At 67.9% G+C, this 17,197-nt stretch carries 15 protein-coding genes and 1 pseudogene; 6 read left to right on the top strand and 10 right to left on the bottom strand.

Annotation, left to right across the window (positions count from 1 at the left end):
* The first annotated feature begins 26 nt into the window (after positions 1-26).
* Both EJO71_RS03165 and EJO71_RS03160 read left to right on the top strand, forming a co-directional pair.
* Positions 27-2,543: an FtsX-like permease family protein gene (locus EJO71_RS03165; RefSeq protein ID WP_125946843.1), complete on the top strand. Its 2,517-nt coding sequence runs from the start codon at positions 27-29 to the stop codon at positions 2,541-2,543.
* A 105-nt stretch (positions 2,544-2,648) separates the two neighbouring features.
* The gene (locus EJO71_RS03160; RefSeq protein WP_240651238.1) at positions 2,649-4,583 is read left to right on the top strand and encodes an AAA family ATPase; all 1,935 of its coding nucleotides are present in this window, start codon (positions 2,649-2,651) and stop codon (positions 4,581-4,583) included.
* Positions 4,584-4,686: 103 nt separating this feature from the next.
* Here the strand turns inward: EJO71_RS03160 and EJO71_RS03155 are convergent, their stop codons facing one another.
* The gene (locus EJO71_RS03155; RefSeq protein WP_125946844.1) at positions 4,687-4,977 is read right to left on the bottom strand and encodes a type II toxin-antitoxin system Phd/YefM family antitoxin; all 291 of its coding nucleotides are present in this window, start codon (positions 4,975-4,977) and stop codon (positions 4,687-4,689) included.
* Between the two features lie 75 nt (positions 4,978-5,052).
* Positions 5,053-5,946, bottom strand: coding sequence for a LysR family transcriptional regulator (locus tag EJO71_RS03150; RefSeq protein ID WP_125946845.1), 894 nt, complete (start codon positions 5,944-5,946; stop codon positions 5,053-5,055).
* Between the two features lie 113 nt (positions 5,947-6,059).
* Here EJO71_RS03150 and EJO71_RS03145 point away from each other — a divergent pair, with 113 nt between their 5' ends.
* On the top strand, positions 6,060-7,568 hold the full coding sequence (locus tag EJO71_RS03145) for an MFS transporter (RefSeq protein WP_125946846.1): 1,509 nt from the start codon (positions 6,060-6,062) through the stop codon (positions 7,566-7,568).
* A 1-nt stretch (position 7,569) separates the two neighbouring features.
* Here EJO71_RS03145 and EJO71_RS03140 read toward each other — a convergent pair whose 3' ends face one another.
* Positions 7,570-8,466, bottom strand: coding sequence for a LysR family transcriptional regulator (locus EJO71_RS03140; protein WP_125946847.1), 897 nt, complete (start codon positions 8,464-8,466; stop codon positions 7,570-7,572).
* 125 nt (positions 8,467-8,591) lie between these two features.
* Here EJO71_RS03140 and EJO71_RS03135 point away from each other — a divergent pair, with 125 nt between their 5' ends.
* The 3 genes and pseudogenes from EJO71_RS03135 (at position 8,592) to EJO71_RS03125 (ending at position 10,553) form a co-directional block, all read left to right on the top strand.
* Positions 8,592-9,335 carry an SDR family oxidoreductase gene (locus EJO71_RS03135; protein WP_125946848.1) on the top strand — a complete coding sequence of 248 codons (744 nt, stop codon included), beginning with the start codon at positions 8,592-8,594 and terminating at the stop codon, positions 9,333-9,335.
* Between the two features lie 47 nt (positions 9,336-9,382).
* Positions 9,383-10,279, top strand: a pseudogene (locus tag EJO71_RS03130) (SDR family NAD(P)-dependent oxidoreductase).
* 46 nt (positions 10,280-10,325) lie between these two features.
* Positions 10,326-10,553 carry a SlyX family protein gene (locus tag EJO71_RS03125; RefSeq protein WP_019656666.1) on the top strand — a complete coding sequence of 76 codons (228 nt, stop codon included), beginning with the start codon at positions 10,326-10,328 and terminating at the stop codon, positions 10,551-10,553.
* Between the two features lie 108 nt (positions 10,554-10,661).
* On the opposite strand, the gene EJO71_RS03115 is transcribed toward EJO71_RS03125, so the two are convergent.
* The 7 genes from EJO71_RS03115 to cyoB all read right to left on the bottom strand — a co-directional run bounded on the left by EJO71_RS03115 (position 10,662) and on the right by cyoB (position 17,197).
* Positions 10,662-11,279 (bottom strand): hemolysin III family protein, encoded by a 618-nt coding sequence (locus EJO71_RS03115; protein WP_125947402.1) that lies wholly within the window; start codon positions 11,277-11,279, stop codon positions 10,662-10,664.
* A gap of 130 nt (positions 11,280-11,409) precedes the next feature.
* Positions 11,410-11,958, bottom strand: coding sequence for a response regulator transcription factor (locus tag EJO71_RS03110; protein WP_125946850.1), 549 nt, complete (start codon positions 11,956-11,958; stop codon positions 11,410-11,412).
* The gene (locus EJO71_RS03105) at positions 11,939-13,396 is read right to left on the bottom strand and encodes an ATP-binding protein (protein WP_240651239.1); all 1,458 of its coding nucleotides are present in this window, start codon (positions 13,394-13,396) and stop codon (positions 11,939-11,941) included. The genes EJO71_RS03110 and EJO71_RS03105 overlap by 20 nt, the downstream gene beginning before the upstream one ends.
* A complete protein-coding gene (locus EJO71_RS03100) occupies positions 13,350-14,150 on the bottom strand; it encodes an SURF1 family protein (RefSeq protein WP_125946851.1) in 801 nt (266 codons plus the stop codon). The genes EJO71_RS03105 and EJO71_RS03100 overlap by 47 nt, the downstream gene beginning before the upstream one ends.
* Positions 14,150-14,554: a cytochrome o ubiquinol oxidase subunit IV gene (cyoD, locus tag EJO71_RS03095; RefSeq protein WP_093198007.1), complete on the bottom strand. Its 405-nt coding sequence runs from the start codon at positions 14,552-14,554 to the stop codon at positions 14,150-14,152. Before cyoD ends, EJO71_RS03100 begins: the two co-directional genes overlap by 1 nt.
* A complete protein-coding gene (cyoC, locus tag EJO71_RS03090) occupies positions 14,551-15,201 on the bottom strand; it encodes a cytochrome o ubiquinol oxidase subunit III (RefSeq protein ID WP_093198004.1) in 651 nt (216 codons plus the stop codon). Before cyoC ends, cyoD begins: the two co-directional genes overlap by 4 nt.
* Positions 15,194-17,197 carry a cytochrome o ubiquinol oxidase subunit I gene (cyoB, locus tag EJO71_RS03085; protein WP_125946852.1) on the bottom strand — a complete coding sequence of 668 codons (2,004 nt, stop codon included), beginning with the start codon at positions 17,195-17,197 and terminating at the stop codon, positions 15,194-15,196. The genes cyoC and cyoB overlap by 8 nt, the downstream gene beginning before the upstream one ends.

Genomic DNA, 17,197 nt, shown 5'->3' with positions numbered 1-17,197 from the left:
GCCGGGCGTCGGCTATCGTTCGCGGCATGAACGCCTCCCTCCGTCTGGGTTGGCGCACGCTCTGGCGCGACCTGCGCGCCGGCGAGCTGCGCCTGTTGATCGTCGCCGTGCTGCTGGCCGTGGCCGCGCTCACGGCCGTCGGCTTCTTCGCCGACCGCCTGCAGGGCGGGCTCAAGCGCGATGCGCGCCAGCTGCTGGGTGGTGACGCGGTGATCGTCAGCGACAACCCGACGCCCGAGGCCTTCGTTGCGCAGGCGAAGTCGCTGGGGCTCCAAGGCACCTCCACCTACGGCTTTCCGACCATGGCGCGGGCCGAGGACGCGCAGGGCGGCGCCAGCAAGCTGGTGGCGCTGAAGGCCGTGACCGCCGGCTATCCGCTGCGCGGCAGCCTGCAGACATCGACCACGCTCGACGGCGCCGGCGCTGTCACGCGGGACATTCCTCCGCCGGGCGAGACCTGGGTCGATGCCTCGCTGCTCGACTCGCTGGGCCTGAAGGTCGGCGACACCTTGCTGCTGGGCGACACCGGCTTGCGCGTCGGCCGCGTCATCACGCTGGAGCCCGATCGCGGCGCCGGCTTCATGAGCTTCTCGCCGCGCGTGATGCTCAACCAGGCCGACGTGGCCCGCACCGGGCTCGTGCAGCCCGCCAGCCGCGTGGGCTACCGCTATGCCGTGGCCGGCAGCGACGCTGCGGTCAAGCGCTTTACCGACTGGGCCGACGCCACCATCAAGAAGGGCGAGCTGCGCGGCGTGCGGCTCGATTCCTTCGAGAGCGGTCGTCCCGAGATGCGCCAGACGCTGGACCGCGCCGAGAAATTCCTGAGCCTCGTCGCGCTGCTCGCGGCGCTGCTGTCGGCCGTGGCCGTGGCGCTGGCCGCGCGCGGCTTCGCGGCAAGCCATCTCGACGACTGCGCGATGCTGCGCGTGCTCGGCCAGAGCCAGCGCACCATCGCCATGGCCTATGCCTTCGAGTTCGCGGTGATCGGCATCGTGGCCAGCGCGCTGGGCGTGGCCATCGGCTTCGCGGTGCACTACGTGTTCGTGCTGCTGCTGGCGGGGCTGGTCGAGACCGCGCTGCCGGCGGCCACGCTGTGGCCCGTGGCCTTCGGTCTCGGCATGGGGCTCACGCTTCTGTTTGCCTTCGGCCTGCCGCCGGTGCTGCAACTGGCGCGCGTGCCGCCGCTGCGCGTGATTCGGCGCGATGTGGGCGGGCTCAAGCCTGCCTCGCTCGCGGTGCTCGGTGTGGGCGTGGCGGGCTTCGCGGCGCTCTTGATGGCGGCGAGCAGCGACATCAAGCTGGGCCTGATCGCCGTCGGCGGCTTTGCGGGCGCGGTGGCGGTGTTCGCGCTGCTGAGCTGGCTCGCGGTGAAGGTGCTGCGCCGCAGCGTCAACGAGGCGACCGCGCCGCGCTGGCTGGTGCTGGCGACGCGGCAGATTTCGGCGCGGCCGGCGTACGCGGTGGTGCAGGTCAGCGCGCTCTCGGTCGGCCTGCTGGCATTGGTGCTGCTCGTGCTGCTGCGCACCGACCTCGTCGCGAGCTGGCGCCAGGCCACGCCGCCCGATGCGCCGAACCGCTTCGTCATCAACGTGATGCCCGACCAGAGCGAGGCCTTCCAGAAGTCGCTGCGCGACGCGGGCGTGGGCAAGTTCGACTGGTACCCGATGATCCGCGGCCGCCTCGTGGCCATCAACGACAAGCCGGTGACGCCCGACGACTACGCCGAGGATCGCGCCAAGCGGCTGGTGGACCGCGAGTTCAACCTCAGCAACAGTGTGGACGCGCCCGCGCACAACAGCATCACCACCGGCAAGTGGACGCCTGGCGCCACGGGCGAGGTGAGCGTGGAAGAGGGCCTGGCCGAGACGCTGGGCCTGAAGATGGGCGACATGCTGCGCTTCGACATCGGCGGCATGCAGAACGAGGCGCGCATCACCTCGCTGCGCAAGGTCGACTGGGGCTCGATGCACGCCAACTTCTTCGTGATGTACACGGTGGCCTCGTTGGCCGACGTGCCCACCACCTACATGGGCGCCTTCCGCGCGCCCGAGACGCGAGGCTTCGACAACGCGCTGGTGCGCAGCTACCCGAACGTGACCAATGTCGACATGAGCGCCACCATCAACCAGGTGCAGCGCGTGCTCGAACAGGTGATCCGCGCGGTCGAGTTCCTGTTCGGCTTCACGCTCGCGGCCGGCCTCGTGGTCTTGTTCGCCGCCGTGACGGCCACCCGCGAGGAGCGCGCGCGCGAGTTCGCGGTGATGCGCGCGGTGGGCGCGCGCGCCAGCCTGCTGCGGCAGGTGCAGCGCGCCGAGCTGGCGGGCGTGGGGTTGCTCGCGGGCTTCCTCGCGAGCATCGTGGCTTCGGTGATCGGCTGGGGGCTGGCGCGCTATGTGTTCGAGTTCACCTGGACCGCCTCGCCGGTAGTGCCGGTGGCGGGCGCGCTGGCTGGCGCGGTGCTGGCACTCGGCGCCGGGTGGTGGGGCCTGCGCGAAGTGCTGCGCCGGCCGGTGGTCGACACGCTGCGCCGCGCCGCCGAGTAGAAGCGACCGGAAGCAATTTTTTTCTTCGGCCTCGGGCCGGACGGGGCCGTGGAATGCAATACATTCCCCGGCCCCGTATTCATTTCAGAGAAGAGAAATTCCTGCATGCGCTTGGCGTCATTCCAGATCACCAACTTTCGCTCGATCAACGACAGCGGCCTCATCGACTCCACGCAGATCACGACGATCCTCGGCCGGAATGACAGCGGCAAATCGAACCTGCTGCGTGCGCTCCACAGCCTGAACCCCGCTGAAGGCATTGCCGAACTCAGCCCCATCAAGGACTTTCCGCGCCACCGGCGCCTGGAAGAGTGCACTGGCGAGACCCCGGTCGTCTTCACGCGCTGGAGCCTCGACGAGAGCGAGCAGGCCGAGCTGGTGGAGATCCTGCCGCGCGCGGCGGGCGTGCGCCACGTCACCGCGAGCCGGGGCTATGCCGCCATCCGCTCGGCCGGATTCGAAGGGCTTGGCGCCCTGTCGCTCGACGTGAGCGACACCAAGGCCAAGGTTCGCAAGATCGTACCGGCCGTGAAGGCGGCCGGCGAGAAGGTCGCCGATGAGGCCGCGAAGGCCGCGCTCGAGCAGGAAGCCGACGTCTTCGACGCCGCGATGATCATGAGCCCCGACTACATCAAGTGGTCGGCGGGCGCCATCAAGGCGGCCCAGGCCCTGCGCAAGGCGCTGGCCGTGGCGGGCGCCGAGCTGAGCGACAAGCAGGACCAGATGCTCGCCGAGCTGGAGGAAACCGCGCTTTCCATCGCCAACGATGCACCGGCGCTGGAGCGTGCGCAGGAATGGGTGATCGGCAAGCTGCCGCGTTTCGTCTACGTCGACGAATACCCGGCGCTGCCCGGCCGCCAGAACATCGCCGAGTACCTGGGGCGCGAGGGCTGGGGCCAGCTCACGCCCGAGCAGCAGAGCTTCGGCAGGCTGTGCAAGGTCGCCGGGCTCGACCTGCGGCAACTGCAGGCCCTGCTGGAAAAGAACGACCAGGCCACGCGCAACCAGCTCGTCAATCGCGCCGGCTCGGTGGTGACGGCCGAGATCCGCCGCATCTGGAAAGACCGTGCGCTGAAGGTCCGTTTCAACCTCGACGGCCAGTACCTCGACACGCTGGTGTCGGACCCGAACGCCGCCTACGAGGTCGAGGTGAACCTGGAAGAGCGCAGCCGCGGCTTCCAGTGGTTCTTCTCGTTCTACGTCGCTTTCTTCGCCGACACCCGGGGCGGCAACGCCGAAGACGCCGTGCTGCTGCTGGACGAGCCCGGCCTGCACCTGCACCCCCATTCGCAGGCCGACCTGCTGGCGCACCTGGAGAAGGACTTCGGCAACCAGATCGTCTACACCACGCATTCGCCGTTCATGGTGCCCGTGCACCGGCTCGATGCGGTGCGCACGGCCAGCCTCGATGAAGTCGGCGGCACCATGGTGAGCAATGCGGCGGAGGGCGACGAGCGCACGCTGTTCCCGCTGAAGGCTGCGCTGGCGCTGAGCCGGATGGTGAGCGAGCCGGTGAAGGTGGAGGCCTCGAAGCCGGTTGTGGCGACGCAGGAACCGGTGAAGCCCGCGCCCGCGAAGCCTGCGAAGTCGGCCAAGTCCGCCGAGGCGGCGAAGCCTGAATCGGTCAAGGCCGAACCTGCAAAGTCCCTTGTCGTGGAAAGCGCCAGGCCAATGGAAGCAGCACCCGTCGCAGTGGCCGCGCCGGCACCCGCGATGCCTGAGCCGGCGAAAGCTGCCGCTCCTGCAAAGGCCGAGGCAGTCAAGCCTGAGGCGGTAGAGCCAGTCGTCGTGGAGAGCGCCAAGCCTGCAGAAGCGGCGCCTGTTGCAGTGGCAGCACAGGCCGTCGCGCCTGCGGAAGTGCTGGCACCCGTGGCACCTGCGCCTGCGAAACCGGTGGTTGCCGAAAGCACCAAGCTCGCCGAGCCTGTGGCGCCGGTCGCCGTGGCCGTTGTACCTGTCGAGGCACCGGTGGTGCAACGCGTCGAAGAACAATCGGCCGCTGTGAGCCCACAGGCAGAGCAGCCGGCAGAGGTCGCCTGACGGACGGCGCTCTCAGTGCCAGCCTGAATTCATGCGGCGCCGACCGTGCGCCGCATGAGCAGATTCTTTAGGTTGTACTCCGCGGACTGCGGGAGCACGGCCCTCATTTCGCGTTTTCTTCTCGTTCTGCGGCCTGCCGATCCAGGTCCGCGAATACGTTTTTCACCGAGCGGAACTGGCCCTGCTCGATTGCGTGATTACCAAGTACCAGGATCTTGAGAAGCGCGAGCGTGGCTTCGCGCTCCTCGTAGGAATTGACATCCATCACGACGAGTCTGGCTTCGCCGTTCTGGGTGATGAACAAGGGGGCTCGGGTATCGGACAACGTCTTCACGATGTCCGCGGCATGGTTCTTGAAGTAGCTGATGGGTTTGAAGTGAGTCGAGAAATTCATGGCGCTCCTCCCTGAGGTTGTGATCGCTCGAATTCATTGTGGTCTGAACTCGGTCCGAGCCGACCGGAGGCAAGGCTAGGGCGACATGTCCTCCTCTTTGAACATGTGCTCCCCCGCGAAGTCCACGAACGCCCGCACCTTCGGCGACAGCTGTCGGCTCGACGGCCACAGCGCCGAGAACTGGCCCTGTCGCACGAGGTGCGTGGCCAGCACGCGCTGCAACTCGCCGCGGCACAGCGAATCGCGCGCGAGGAAGTCGGGCATGTAGGCCACGCCGAGGCCGGCCACTGCCGCGCCCAGCATGGCTTCCATGTTGTTGCACAGCAGGCCGGGCGGCAGTTGGGTGGGCAGGCCGGGCAGATCCCAGTCCTCGATGCGGCCACCGGTGACGAACTTGTAGCGCAGGCAGGCGTGTCGCGCGAGGTCGGCCGGGGTCTGTGGCACGCCGTGACGCTCCAGATAGGCCGGAGAGGCCACCAACACGAAGCGGAACGGGCCGAGCCGGCGCGCCACCAGTTGCGAGTCGACCAGTTCGCCGCTGCGGATCGCCACGTCGACGCCCTCGGCGATCACGTCGACCAGCCGGTCGTTGAAGTCGAGGTCGAGCTCGATCTCGGGGTAGCGCTCCCTGAAGGCCGGCAGGATCGGCAGCAAAAAACGGTAGCCGATGGTCGGCAGGCTCACGCGCAGGCGGCCGCGTGGGGCGGCAACGGCGTCCTGCATCATGGCCCGCGCGTCGTCCAGCTCGTCGAGGATGCGGCGGCAGCGCTCGTGGAAGAGCGCGCCTTCCTGCGTCAGCCGCGTGTGGCGGGTGGTGCGGTTGAAGAGCCGCACGCCGAGCTGCTGTTCGAGCCGCGCGACGTTCTTGCCGACGGCCGAGGCCGAGATGCCCAGTTGCCGTCCCGCCTTGGCAAAGCTCAGTTGGTCGGCCGCCCGCACGAAGGATTCGAGTCCGCTGAAGCTGTCCATGGATTGGCAACCTTTGGTTGGGAGTGTGAGGAGCAATGGGGCAATTCTCATCGCATTGATTCCTTTCTATCTTCGGGCCTTCCTTTTCCACCTTCCGCGAAAGCACGCTCCCGATGTCCCCGTCTTCCTCCAGAAACTGGCTTCTGGCCGCCGTCTGCCTGGCGGCGCTGGGCATGCCGCTGAGCTTCACCGGCCCGGCGGTGGTGTTACCGGCGATCCGCGACGCGCTGGGCGGCAGTCCGGTGCAGCTCAACTGGGTGACCAACGCCTTCATGCTGAGCTTCGGCGCCACGCTGATGGCGGCCGGGGCACTGGCCGATGCCTATGGCCGCAAGCGTGTGTTCCTGCTGGGGCTCGCGGTGGTGGCGCTGAGCGCTTCTCTGCTGACCCTGGCGCCGGGCATCGTGGCCTTCGACGTGGCGCGCGCGCTGCAGGGGCTGGGCTCGGCCGCGGCCTTCGCTGCGGGCACGGCGGCGCTGGCGCAGATGTTCGACGGCGCGGCGCGCACACGGGCCTTCAGTCTGATCGGCACTTCGTTCGGCGTGGGGCTGTCGTGCGGCTCCATCCTCTCGGGCTGGCTCGCGGAGAGCTTCGGCTGGCAGTCGGTGATGCTGAGCCCCGGCGCAGTCAGCCTTCTTGCGTTGTGCATCGCTGCGCCGAGCATGGTCGAGTCGCGCAATCCGGACGCCATGGGGCTCGACATGCCGGGCACCGTCACCTTCACTGCCGCATTGAGCCTGCTGACGCTGGGCGTGCTGCAGGCGCCCGACAGCGGCTGGGGCAGCCCGTGGGTGCTCGGCGCGTTGGCAGGCGCGGCGGCGATGGGTGCAGCCTTCGTCGCCATCGAGCGGCGCGTGGCGAACCCGATGCTCGATCTGACGCTGTTCCGCTTCCCGCGCTTCGTGGGCGTGCAGTTGCTGGCCGCCGCGCCGGCCTACGGATTTGTCGTGCTGCTGGTGCTGCTGCCGATCCGCTTCATCGGACTGGAAGGGCGCAGCGCGATCGAGGCGGGGGCTTTCATGTTCGCGCTCTCGGGGCCGATCCTCGTCGTGCCGACGCTGGCGGCGTCGCTGGCGCACCGGTTCTCGGCGGGCGCGATCTCGGCCGTGGGGCTGCTGGTGTGTGCTGTCGGGCTGTTCTGGCTCAGCCGCTGTGCGCCGGGCACGCCGCTCGCCGGGATGGTGTGGCCGCTGCTGCTGATCGGCGCCGGCATCGGGCTGCCTTGGGGCCTGATGGACGGGCTGGCCGTGAGCGTGGTGCCGCGCGAGCGCGCGGGCATGGCATCGGGCATCTTCAACACGGTGCGGGTGGCGGGGGAGGGCATTGCGCTGGCGCTGGTCGGCGCCGGGCTGACTGCGTTGGTAACGGCGCAGCTGGGCAATGTCGCTGCCGCGTCGCAAGCGGCGCAACGCGTGACCACCGGAAACCTCTCGCAAGCGCTGGCCCTGCTGCCCGGCATGGACCGCGCGGGGCTGCTGCATGCCTATGGCGCGGCGTTCGGCACGCTGCTGTACGTGCTGGCCGGCGTGACGGTGCTCACGGCAATCGTCGTGTTCGCTTTCCTGCGCGGCGAGACGCACGCCGAGGCCGGCACCGTGGCGCTGGAGTCGACGGCCTGTTGATTCAGGCTGCTTCGGCCGCCTCGAAGATGTCGCGCAGCCACTGCGTGAACACGCGCACGCGCGACGACAGCTGCCGGTTCTGCGCATAGAGCACCGAGACCGGCATCGGCGGCGGCGCGAAGCCGGGCAGCAGCACCTTCAGCCGACCGTCCGCCAGCTCTGCGGCCACGCGGTAGCGCGGCACCTGCACCAGCCCCAGGCCGGCGACGGCCGAGCCGGTGTACAGGTCGGCGCCGGTCACCGAGACGATGCCGCCGAGCTGCACGCTCGTCACCCGCCCATCGACGGTGAATTCGAGCGGCACCGCCTTGCCCGTGGCGCTGGAGATGTAGTGGATGGCGCGGTGCGATGCCAATTCCTCCGGGCTGCGGGGCTCGCCGTGCGCCGCCAGGTAGGCCGGGCTCGCGACCGTGACCTGCGGCAGCAGCGCCACGCGCCGCCCGACCATCGATGAATCCTGCAGCGTGCCCGCGCGCAGCACGCAGTCGACGCCTTCGCGCACCAGGTCGACGAGGCGGTCGTCCTCGCCGATGTGCAGCTCCAGCTCGGGGTAGCGGGCCAGGAAGCCCGGCAGCGCCGGCACCACGAAATGCCGCGCCAGCGTGCCCTGCAGGTTCACGCGCAGCAGGCCCTTGGGCGCCGCGTCGCGGAACAGGCCCTCGGCCTCCTCCACGTCGGCCAGCAGCCGTACGCAGCGGCGGTAGTAGGCCTCGCCGTCCTGCGTGAGGCGTACGGTGCGGGTGGTGCGCTCCAGCAGCCGGGTGCCGATGCGCTGTTCGACGCGCTTGATCAGGTTGGTGACGGTCGCGCGGGGAATCTGCAGGTCTTCGGAGGCCTGCGTGAAGCTCTGGCGCTCGGCGATGCGCACGAAGGCCTGCATTTCCTGGAAGCGGTCCATTGGCGTCGCCGGGTTTTATTGTTGAAGTAAATGGAATGGTAATGGCAAATGGCGGTTGATTATCTTTTGAATGGAACGATCGAAGATTCGCTTCACCAACCAACCACCACTGTGAAGGAACAGCCATGACCCACTCATCCCAATCCAAGGTCGCCATCGTCACCGGCGCCTCGCGCGGCATCGGCGCCGCCGTCGCGCAGCGCCTCGCCAAGGACGGCTTCGCGGTCACCGTCAACTACGCGTCGAGCCCGGCGCAGGCCGAGGCCCTCGTGGCCGAACTGCAGGCTGCGGGCGGCAAGGCCATGGCCGTCAAGGCCGACGTGGCCAGCGCCCAAGAGGTGCGCGCCATGTTCGACGCCGTCGAGGCGCAGTTCGGCAAGGTCGACGTGCTGGTCAACAACGCGGGCGTGCTCAAGACCCAGCCGCTGGCCGAGCACACCGACGCGCTCTACGACCAGACCTTCGACATCAACGTGCGCGGCACCTTCAACACGCTGCGCGAGGCCGCCGGGCGCCTCAACGAGGGTGGGCGCATCGTCAACTTCTCGAGCACGGTGCTCGCGCTGAACCTGCCGGGCTATGCGGTCTACAACGCCACCAAGGCGGCGGTGGAAGCCTTCACGCAGGTGTTCGCCAAGGAACTGCGGGGCCGCAACATCACGGTGAACGCCGTGGCGCCGGGGCCGATTGCCACGGCGCTCTTCCTCGACGGCAAGACCGAGGAGCAGATCCAGAGCTTCGCGAAGGCGCCGCCGCTGCAGCGCCTGGGCCAGCCCGAGGACATCGCCTCGGTGGTCTCGTTCCTCGCCGGCCCCGATGCGGGCTGGGTCAACGGCCAGATCCTGCGCGCCAACGGTGGCCTGGCCTGACGGGCGGCGAGCGTCCATCCGAAACGAATCAGACGGAGAAATCACTCATGCAAAAGCAGATCGTCCTCGTCACCGGTGCGGGCACCGGCATCGGCAGGCTCAGTGCGCAATCGCTGGCCGAGGCCGGGCACGTCGTCTACGCGTCGATGCGCGACATCGCGGGTCGCAATGCCGGCCGTGCCGCCGAACTGCGCGCGCTCGCCGCGGCCAAGAACATCCAGCTGCATCCGCTCGAACTCGACGTGCTCTCGCAGGAATCGGCCGATGCGGCCGCCGCGACCATCGTGCGGGAGCAGGGCCACATCGACGTGGTGATGCAGAACGCCGGCCACCTGGTGGTCGGCCCGACCGAAGCCTTCACGCCCGAGGAGATCGTGAAGGTGTTCGACACCAACGTGCTCGGTGCGCAGCGCGTGAACCGCGCGGTGCTGCCGCATCTGCGCAGGCAGGAGTCGGGCCTGATGCTGTGGATCAGCAGCACCACCACCAAGGGCGGCTTTCCGCCTTTCATGGGTCCCTACGGCGCGGCCAAGGCGGCGATGGATTCGCTGGCCGTCACGCTGGCCTACGAGATCGCGCGCTTCGGCGTCGAGACTTCCATCGTCGTGCCCGGTGCCTTCACCCGAGGCACCGACCACTTCCCGAGTGCGGGCAAGCCGGCCGATGCAACCACGGCGGCGGCATACGCCCGCTACGACGGCCTGATGGACCAGATCGGCGCACGCCTCTCCGCGCTGACGCCCGACAACGCCGACCCGTAGGCCGTGGCCGACGAGATCGTGCGCATCGTGGGCCTGCCCGCCGGTACGCGGCCTATGCGTTCGCTGATCGACTTCGTGGGCGACGGCGCGGCGGAGGTGTTCGAAGTGTCGGAACGCGTGCGCATCGAGTTCGCGAAGCGCATCGGCATGGGCGACCTGCTCGAGGCGAAGGTGCGGCGCTAAGCCGGGCGTCACAAAGGGTGGGGCGGTCTTCCTGTCCAATAGCGGCATGGAAAACCCGTCCCACGACCTCATTGCCGAACGCGTGACCGAGCTCGAGATCAAGTCGAGCTACGCCGAAGACCTGCTAGACCAGCTGAACATGACGATCTACCGCCAGCAGCAGCAGATCGACAGGCTGATCTTGCAGGTCACGCAGCTGAAGGAGCAGATGCAGAGCTCAGGTCAGGATGGCGCCGCACGCAACCCACGCGACGAACTTCCTCCGCACTATTGATCGGAGATTTTTCGCGGAGCGCCGCGGAACCGGCTTTGCCGGGCCGCCGGTGCTGCCGCCGGTGAGGGGGTTGGCGAAGCGACACGAAGTGCGCGAAGCCTGGGGGAGTTACCCATGTGCGTGCCAGAGCACGGCGAAGAAGTGGCAGGTGCTGCCAGCGAGCACGAACAGGTGCCACACCGAATGGGCGAAGCGCACCTTGTTGTCGAACAGGAACACCACCGCGCCGGCCGTGTAGAACAGCCCGCCGGCAACCAGCCAACCCAGGCCCGCCGCCGACATGCGCTCGTACAGCGGCACGGCCGCCATCAGCGCCATCCAGCCCATCGCCACGTAGAGCCCGGTCGACCACAGCGGATGCTGCAGCCGGTTGAACAGCTTGGCGCTCACGCCCAGCGCCGCCGCCGCGCTGATGGCGCCGAACAGCGTCCAGCCCAGCGGGCCGCGCAGCACGCCGAACACGAAGGGCATGTAGCTGCCCGCGATGAAGAGGTAGATGGCTGCATGGTCCAGCCGGTTGAACCAGGCCTTGGCACGGCCGATGGGCAGCGCGTGGTACAGCGTGGAGATCAGGTACAGCACGATGGCCGTGCCCGCGAACAGGCTGGCGCCGACCACGCCCGCGGCCTGGCCCTTCTGGGCCGCGCTGTAGACCAGGATGGGCAGCGAGGCGATGGCCAGCGCAAGGCCCAGGCCATGGCTCAGCGCGTTGAAGAGCTCTTCCATCGCCGTCTGGTCGCGCGCCGCGAGGACGGAGGCTTTGCTGCGTTGAGAGGCGGTGCGTGTCTGCGAGGGAAGGGAAGAAGTCATCGTCGATCCGTGCGCAAGGGTGGTTTGTCTGATGAAAGCCGGTTGGCTACTTGACCTGCTGCTTGCCCAGCTTGCGCGCCAGCGTGCGCCGGTGCATGCCGAGCCTGCGCGCGGTCTCCGAGATGTTGAAGCCGGTCTCGGCCAGCGTCTCGTGGATGCGCTCCCATTCGAGCGTCTTGATGGAGGTGGAGCGGTTGGTCAGCTCCACCTCGGTGGTGCCGGTGGCGCGGCCGAAGGCGGCCTCGATGTCGTCGGTGTTCGAGGGCTTGGCCAGGTAGTGGCAGGCGCCGAGCTTGATGGCTTCCACGGCAGTGGCGATGCTGGCGAAGCCTGTCAGCACCACGATCAGCATCTTCGGGTTGTGCCGGTGCAGCATCTGCACGCAGGCCAGGCCCGATGCCTCGCCGTTGAGCTTGAGGTCGACCACCGCGTAGCCGGGCGTGGCGCCGGCCAGCAGGGCTTCCACTTCAGCGAGGTTGCTCGCATGCGTCACGCCATAGCCGCGGCGCTCGAACGAGCGGCCGAGCGCGCGCGCGAAGGCGCCGTCGTCTTCGACGATCAGCAACTGGCGCTGCTCAGCTTCTGTTTCGCTCATTGCCTTCCATTCCGATGGTCCTGCTGGCGGCGGCGAGGGCTTCCTCGTCGTCCGCGTCGTCGTCCACTTCCGTCTCTTCTTCCTCGAGCACGATGGCCGCGAGCGGCAGCGTGATCTTCACGATGGCGCCGCCCTCCGGCCGGTTGGCCGCGGCGACGCGGCCGCCCACGGTACGCGCCACGTTCACCACCAGGAACAGCCCCAGCCCGCCGCCCGCGCGGCCCTTGCTCGACTGGTAGGGTTTGCCGAACTCCTTGAGGATGGCCGGCAGGAAGCCGGGGCCCGCGTCGGTGACGGTGATCGTCAGTGCGTCGGCGTCGTGCGCCGCCTCGAGGCGCAGCCAGTGCGGCGACGCCTCCAGCGCATTGTCGAGCACGTTGCAGATCATCTGCTTGAGGGCAGAGTCGGAAACCATGGGCAGGTCGCGGCCGAAGCGGTTGTCGTACTCGAAGTCCTCCACCGGGCGGGTGGTGCGCCATTCCTCGACCAGATCGTCGAGGAAGGTGCTGACGGTGGTTTCTTCCGACGATTCGCCGCGCGCCTCGCCGGCCGACAGCAGGATGCCGCTCACGATGCTCTTGCAGCGCTGGATCTGCAGTTCCATCTCGGCAACTTCGGTCAGCAGCTCGGGATCGGAGCTGAAGTGCGGCAGCCGGCGCCAGTCGCCGAGGATCACGGCCAGCGTGGCCAGCGGAGTGCCCAGCTCGTGCGCCGCGCCCGAGGCCAGCAGGCCCATGCGAACGATGTGCTCTTCTTCCGAGGCGCGCTGGCGCAGGTCGGCCAGCCGCGCGTCGCGCGCGCGCAGGTTGCGGCTGATGCGGGTGATGAAGATGACGAGCAGCGCCGCGTTCAGTGCGAAGCACACCAGCATGCCCTGGATGTAGGGGCTCCACAGGCCCCGGTCATGGTCCAGCGGCAGCGCCAGCGGGCGCGAGAACAGCGCCAGCCCGGCGAAGCAGATGCTGGTGATGACGACCATGGTCCAGGTCGACCAGGCCTTCAGCAGCACCGCGCCCAGCGTCACCTGCAGCAGGAACAGGAACACGAAGGGGTTGGTCGCGCCGCCGCTCAGGTAGAGCTGCGCCGTGAGCGTGGCCACGTCGACCAGCAGTGCGAGGAACAGTTCGCCGTTTGTCACGCGCCGGTGGCTGCGCGAGCGCAGCAGGCTCACCATGTTGAAGAGGGCGAGGCAGGCCAGCACCTGCAGCATGTGGTCCAGCGGCAGCCGGATCTCGAAGCCGTAGTGCACCACCAGGATGGTGGCGACCTGCCCGACCACGGCGAACCAGCGCAGCTGTATCAGCTGCTGCATGTTCTGGTGGCCGATGGCGTTGTCCAGGCTCGCGACACCGGCGCGCGGGGCGTGCAGCTCGCCCGCGACCGCGGCGGACTCAGCCGTCGCGGCGGGCATCTTGGGTGACGGGGCTGGCGTCGGCATGGGCCGCATTTTCGCTGCGCCGCACGAACCAGGCTGCGATCAGCACCATGAGGGCCAGGCCATACCAGGTCAGGGCGTAGACGAGGTGGCTGTTGGGAAAGGCAATGACCGTCAGGCCACCGGCCGGCCAGGCGGGAGTGTCGGCGCCGGTTGCGGGGGCTTGCGCGGCCTCGGCATCGACGAAGTAGGGCGCCGCGTCGTTCAGGCCGCGCGCGGCCGCAATGGCCTGCACGTCGCGCGAGAACCAGCGGTCGCCTGCCGGATCGTTCTTGCGCAGGAAGCCGCCCTTGGGCTCGGTCAGTCGCAGCAGGCCGGTGACGGTGGTTTCGCCCTGGGGCTCGGGTGCGGTGCGGGCCGTGCGCTTCTGCGCTTCGGGCGGCACGAAGCCGCGATTGACGAGCACCACGCTGCCGTCGGCGCTGTTGCGCAGCGGGGTCAGCACCCAGAAGCCGGCGCCGAGCTTGGTGCTGGCCTGCACCAGCGTCTCTTTGTCGTGGAGGAAGGTGCCGGCAAGGCGGACATGCCGGTATTCGTCGTTGGCCGCGTTGACCGTGGGCCATTCGGTTCGCCCGGGCGGCGTGGCCGCCGGGGCATGCACGCGCTGGTCGACGCGTGCGATGAGATCGAGCTTCCAGGCCCTGCGCTCGACCTGCCAGGTGCCGAGCGCGAAGAACCCGGCGAAGGCGAGGACTGCGCAGACCGCCAGCGCCACCCGTGCGGCGGTGGAGCGCTGGCGGGCGGCCTGCTCCGCCATCAGGGCATGTTCTTCATGTCGTGCATCGAGTGCGGCATCATGTTGGTGTTCATGTGGTACATGACCCACAGCGAACCGGCCAGCGTGATGACCACGAGCACGAGCGTGAAGATGAGCGCCAGCATGTTCCAGCCGCCCTCGGACTTGGCGTCCATGTGCAGGAAGTACACCATGTGCACCACGATCTGCACCACGGCGAAGGCCAGGATGACGAGCGCGGTGGTGTTGGGCTTGTCGAAGACCTTGGCCATCACGAGCCAGAACGGAATGGCGGTGAGGATCACGGCCAGCACGAAGCCGGTCATGTAGCCCTTGAAGGTGCTGTGGCTCACCGGGCCGTCGTCGTGCCCGTGGTCGTCGTGGCCATGTGCGCCGTGGCCGGCGGTTTCGGTGTGCGCGCTCATTGCAGCGATCCCATCAGATACACGAAGGTGAAGACGCCGATCCAGACCACGTCCAGGAAGTGCCAGAACATCGACAGGCACATCAGGCGGCGGCGGTTGGCGGCGGTGAAGCCGTGCTTGGGCAGCTGGATCATCAGCACGATGAGCCAGACGATGCCGAAGGTCACGTGCAGGCCGTGGGTGCCCACCAGCGCGAAGAACGACGACAGGAAGGCGCTGCGCTGCGGGCCCGCGCCTTCGTGGATCAGGTGCGCGAACTCGTACAGCTCCAGGCCGATGAAGCCCGCGCCCAGCAGGCCGGTGATGGCCAGCCAGATCAGCATGCCGCGCATGCGGCGCTTCTGCATCTCGAGCACGGCGAAGCCGTAGGTGATGGACGACAGCAGCAGCAGCGAGGTGTTGATCGCCACCAGCGGCAGGTCGAACAGGTCGGCGCCCGAGGGGCCGGCCGCATAGCTGCGGCCCAGCACGCCGTACACCGCGAACAGGCAGGCGAAGATGAGGCAGTCGCTCATCAGGTAGAGCCAGAAGCCCAGCAGCGTGCCGTTCTCGGGGTGGTGGTCTTCGTTGCGGACGTTGAAGACCTCGAACGCGGGCGCGCTCGCGGCCACGTTGCCAGGGGAAGAGATAGCGGTGGTATTAGACATTGGCAGCCAGCAGGCGCGTGCGCGCGTCTTCGGTGCGGACGACATCTTCCGCGGGGATGTAGTAGTCGCGCTTGTAGTTGAAGGTGTGGATGATCGTGGCGGCGAGCATGGTGACGAAGCCGATGCCGGCGACCAGCCACATCTGCCAGATCAGGGCGAAGCCGCACACCGCAGCCAGCGCCGCGATGATGAAGCCGGCGGCCGTGTTCTTGGGCATGTGGATCGGGCTGAAGCCTTCCAGCGGGCGCTGGTAGCCGCGGGCCTTCATGTCGGACCAGGCGTCGTTGTCATGCACGCGCGGCGTGAACGCGAAGTTGTAGGCCGGCGGCGGCGACGAGGTCGCCCACTCCAGCGTGCGGCCGTTCCACGGGTCGCCCGTGGCGTCGCGCAGCGATTCGCGGCGGAAGAAGCTCACCACCAGCTGGATGATGAACGAGGCGATGCCCAGTGCGATCAGCACGGCGCCGAAGGCGGCGACCTGGAACCAGATCTGCAGCGACATGTCCTGGAAGTGGCTCATGCGGCGGGTGACGCCCATCAGGCCCAGGATGTACAGCGGCATGAAGGCGAACCAGAAGCCGACGATCCAGAACCAGAACGAGCACTTGCCCCAGAACGGGTCGAGCTTGTAGCCGAAGGCCTTCGGGAACCAGTAGGTGATGCCCGCCAGCATGCCGAACAGCACGCCGCCGATGATCACGTTGTGGAAGTGGGCGATCAGGAACAGGCTGTTGTGCAGCACGAAGTCGGCCGGGGGAACGGCCAGCAGCACGCCGGTCATGCCGCCGATCACGAAAGTGATCATGAAGCCGATGGTCCACATCATGGGCAGCTCGAAGCGGATGCGGCCGCGGTACATGGTGAAGAGCCAGTTGAAGATCTTCGCGCCCGTCGGGATCGAGATGATCATCGTCGTGATGCCGAAGAACGAATTCACGCTGGCGCCGGAGCCCATGGTGAAGAAGTGGTGCAGCCAGACGAGGTACGACAGGATGGTGATCACGACCGTGGCGTACACCATCGAGGCGTAGCCGAAGAGGCGCTTGCCGGAGAAGGTGGACACCACTTCCGAGAAGATGCCGAAGGCCGGCAGGATCAGGATGTACACCTCGGGGTGGCCCCAGATCCAGATCAGGTTCACGTACATCATGGCGTTGCCGCCGAGGTCGTTCGTGAAGAAGTTGGTGCCTGCGTAGCGGTCGAGCGACAGCAGGGCCAGAACGGCGGTCAGCACCGGGAAGGCGGCGACGATCAGCACGTTGGTGCACAGGGCGGTCCAGGTGAAGACGGGCATCTTCATCATGGTCATGCCGGGCGCGCGCATCTTCACGATGGTGGCCAGCAGGTTCACGCCGGAAAGCAATGTGCCCACCCCCGCTATCTGCAACGACCATATGTAGTAGTCGACCCCCACGTCAGGGCTGAAGAGAATGCCCGACAGCGGCGGGTAGGCCAGCCAGCCGGTCTTGGCGAACTCGCCGACGAACAGCGACGCCATCACGAGGCCGGCGCCGAAGGTGGTCATCCAGAAGCTGAAGTTGTTCAGGAACGGGAAGGCCACGTCGCGCGCGCCGATCTGCAGCGGCACCACGAAGTTCATGAGGCCCGTGACCAGCGGCATCGCCACGAAGAAGATCATGATCACGCCGTGGGCGGTGAAGATCTGGTCGTAGTGGTGAGGCGGCAGGAAGCCGGCGTTGTCGCCGAAGGCGATGGCCTGCTGGGCCCGCATCATGAGCGCGTCGGCGAAGCCGCGCAGCAGCATCACCAGGCCCAGGATGATGTACATGATGCCGATCTTCTTGTGGTCGATGCTGGTGATCCAGTCGCGCCACAGCATGCCCCACAGCTTGAAGTAGGTCAGTGCGCCCAGCACGGCCAGGCCGCCCAGGATCACGCCGGCAAAGGTCACGAGCAGGATCGGCTCGTGCAGGGGAATCGCCTCCCAGGTGAGGCGGCCGAAGACGAGCTTCGTCAGGTCTAGGTTCTGCAACAT

The organism is Variovorax sp. 679 (assembly GCF_003952185.1).
In the GTDB taxonomy this organism is placed as follows: domain Bacteria; phylum Pseudomonadota; class Gammaproteobacteria; order Burkholderiales; family Burkholderiaceae_C; genus Variovorax.
The sequence above is the reverse complement of the archived record's forward strand: the minus strand, read 5'-3'. Positions and strand labels throughout refer to the sequence as shown.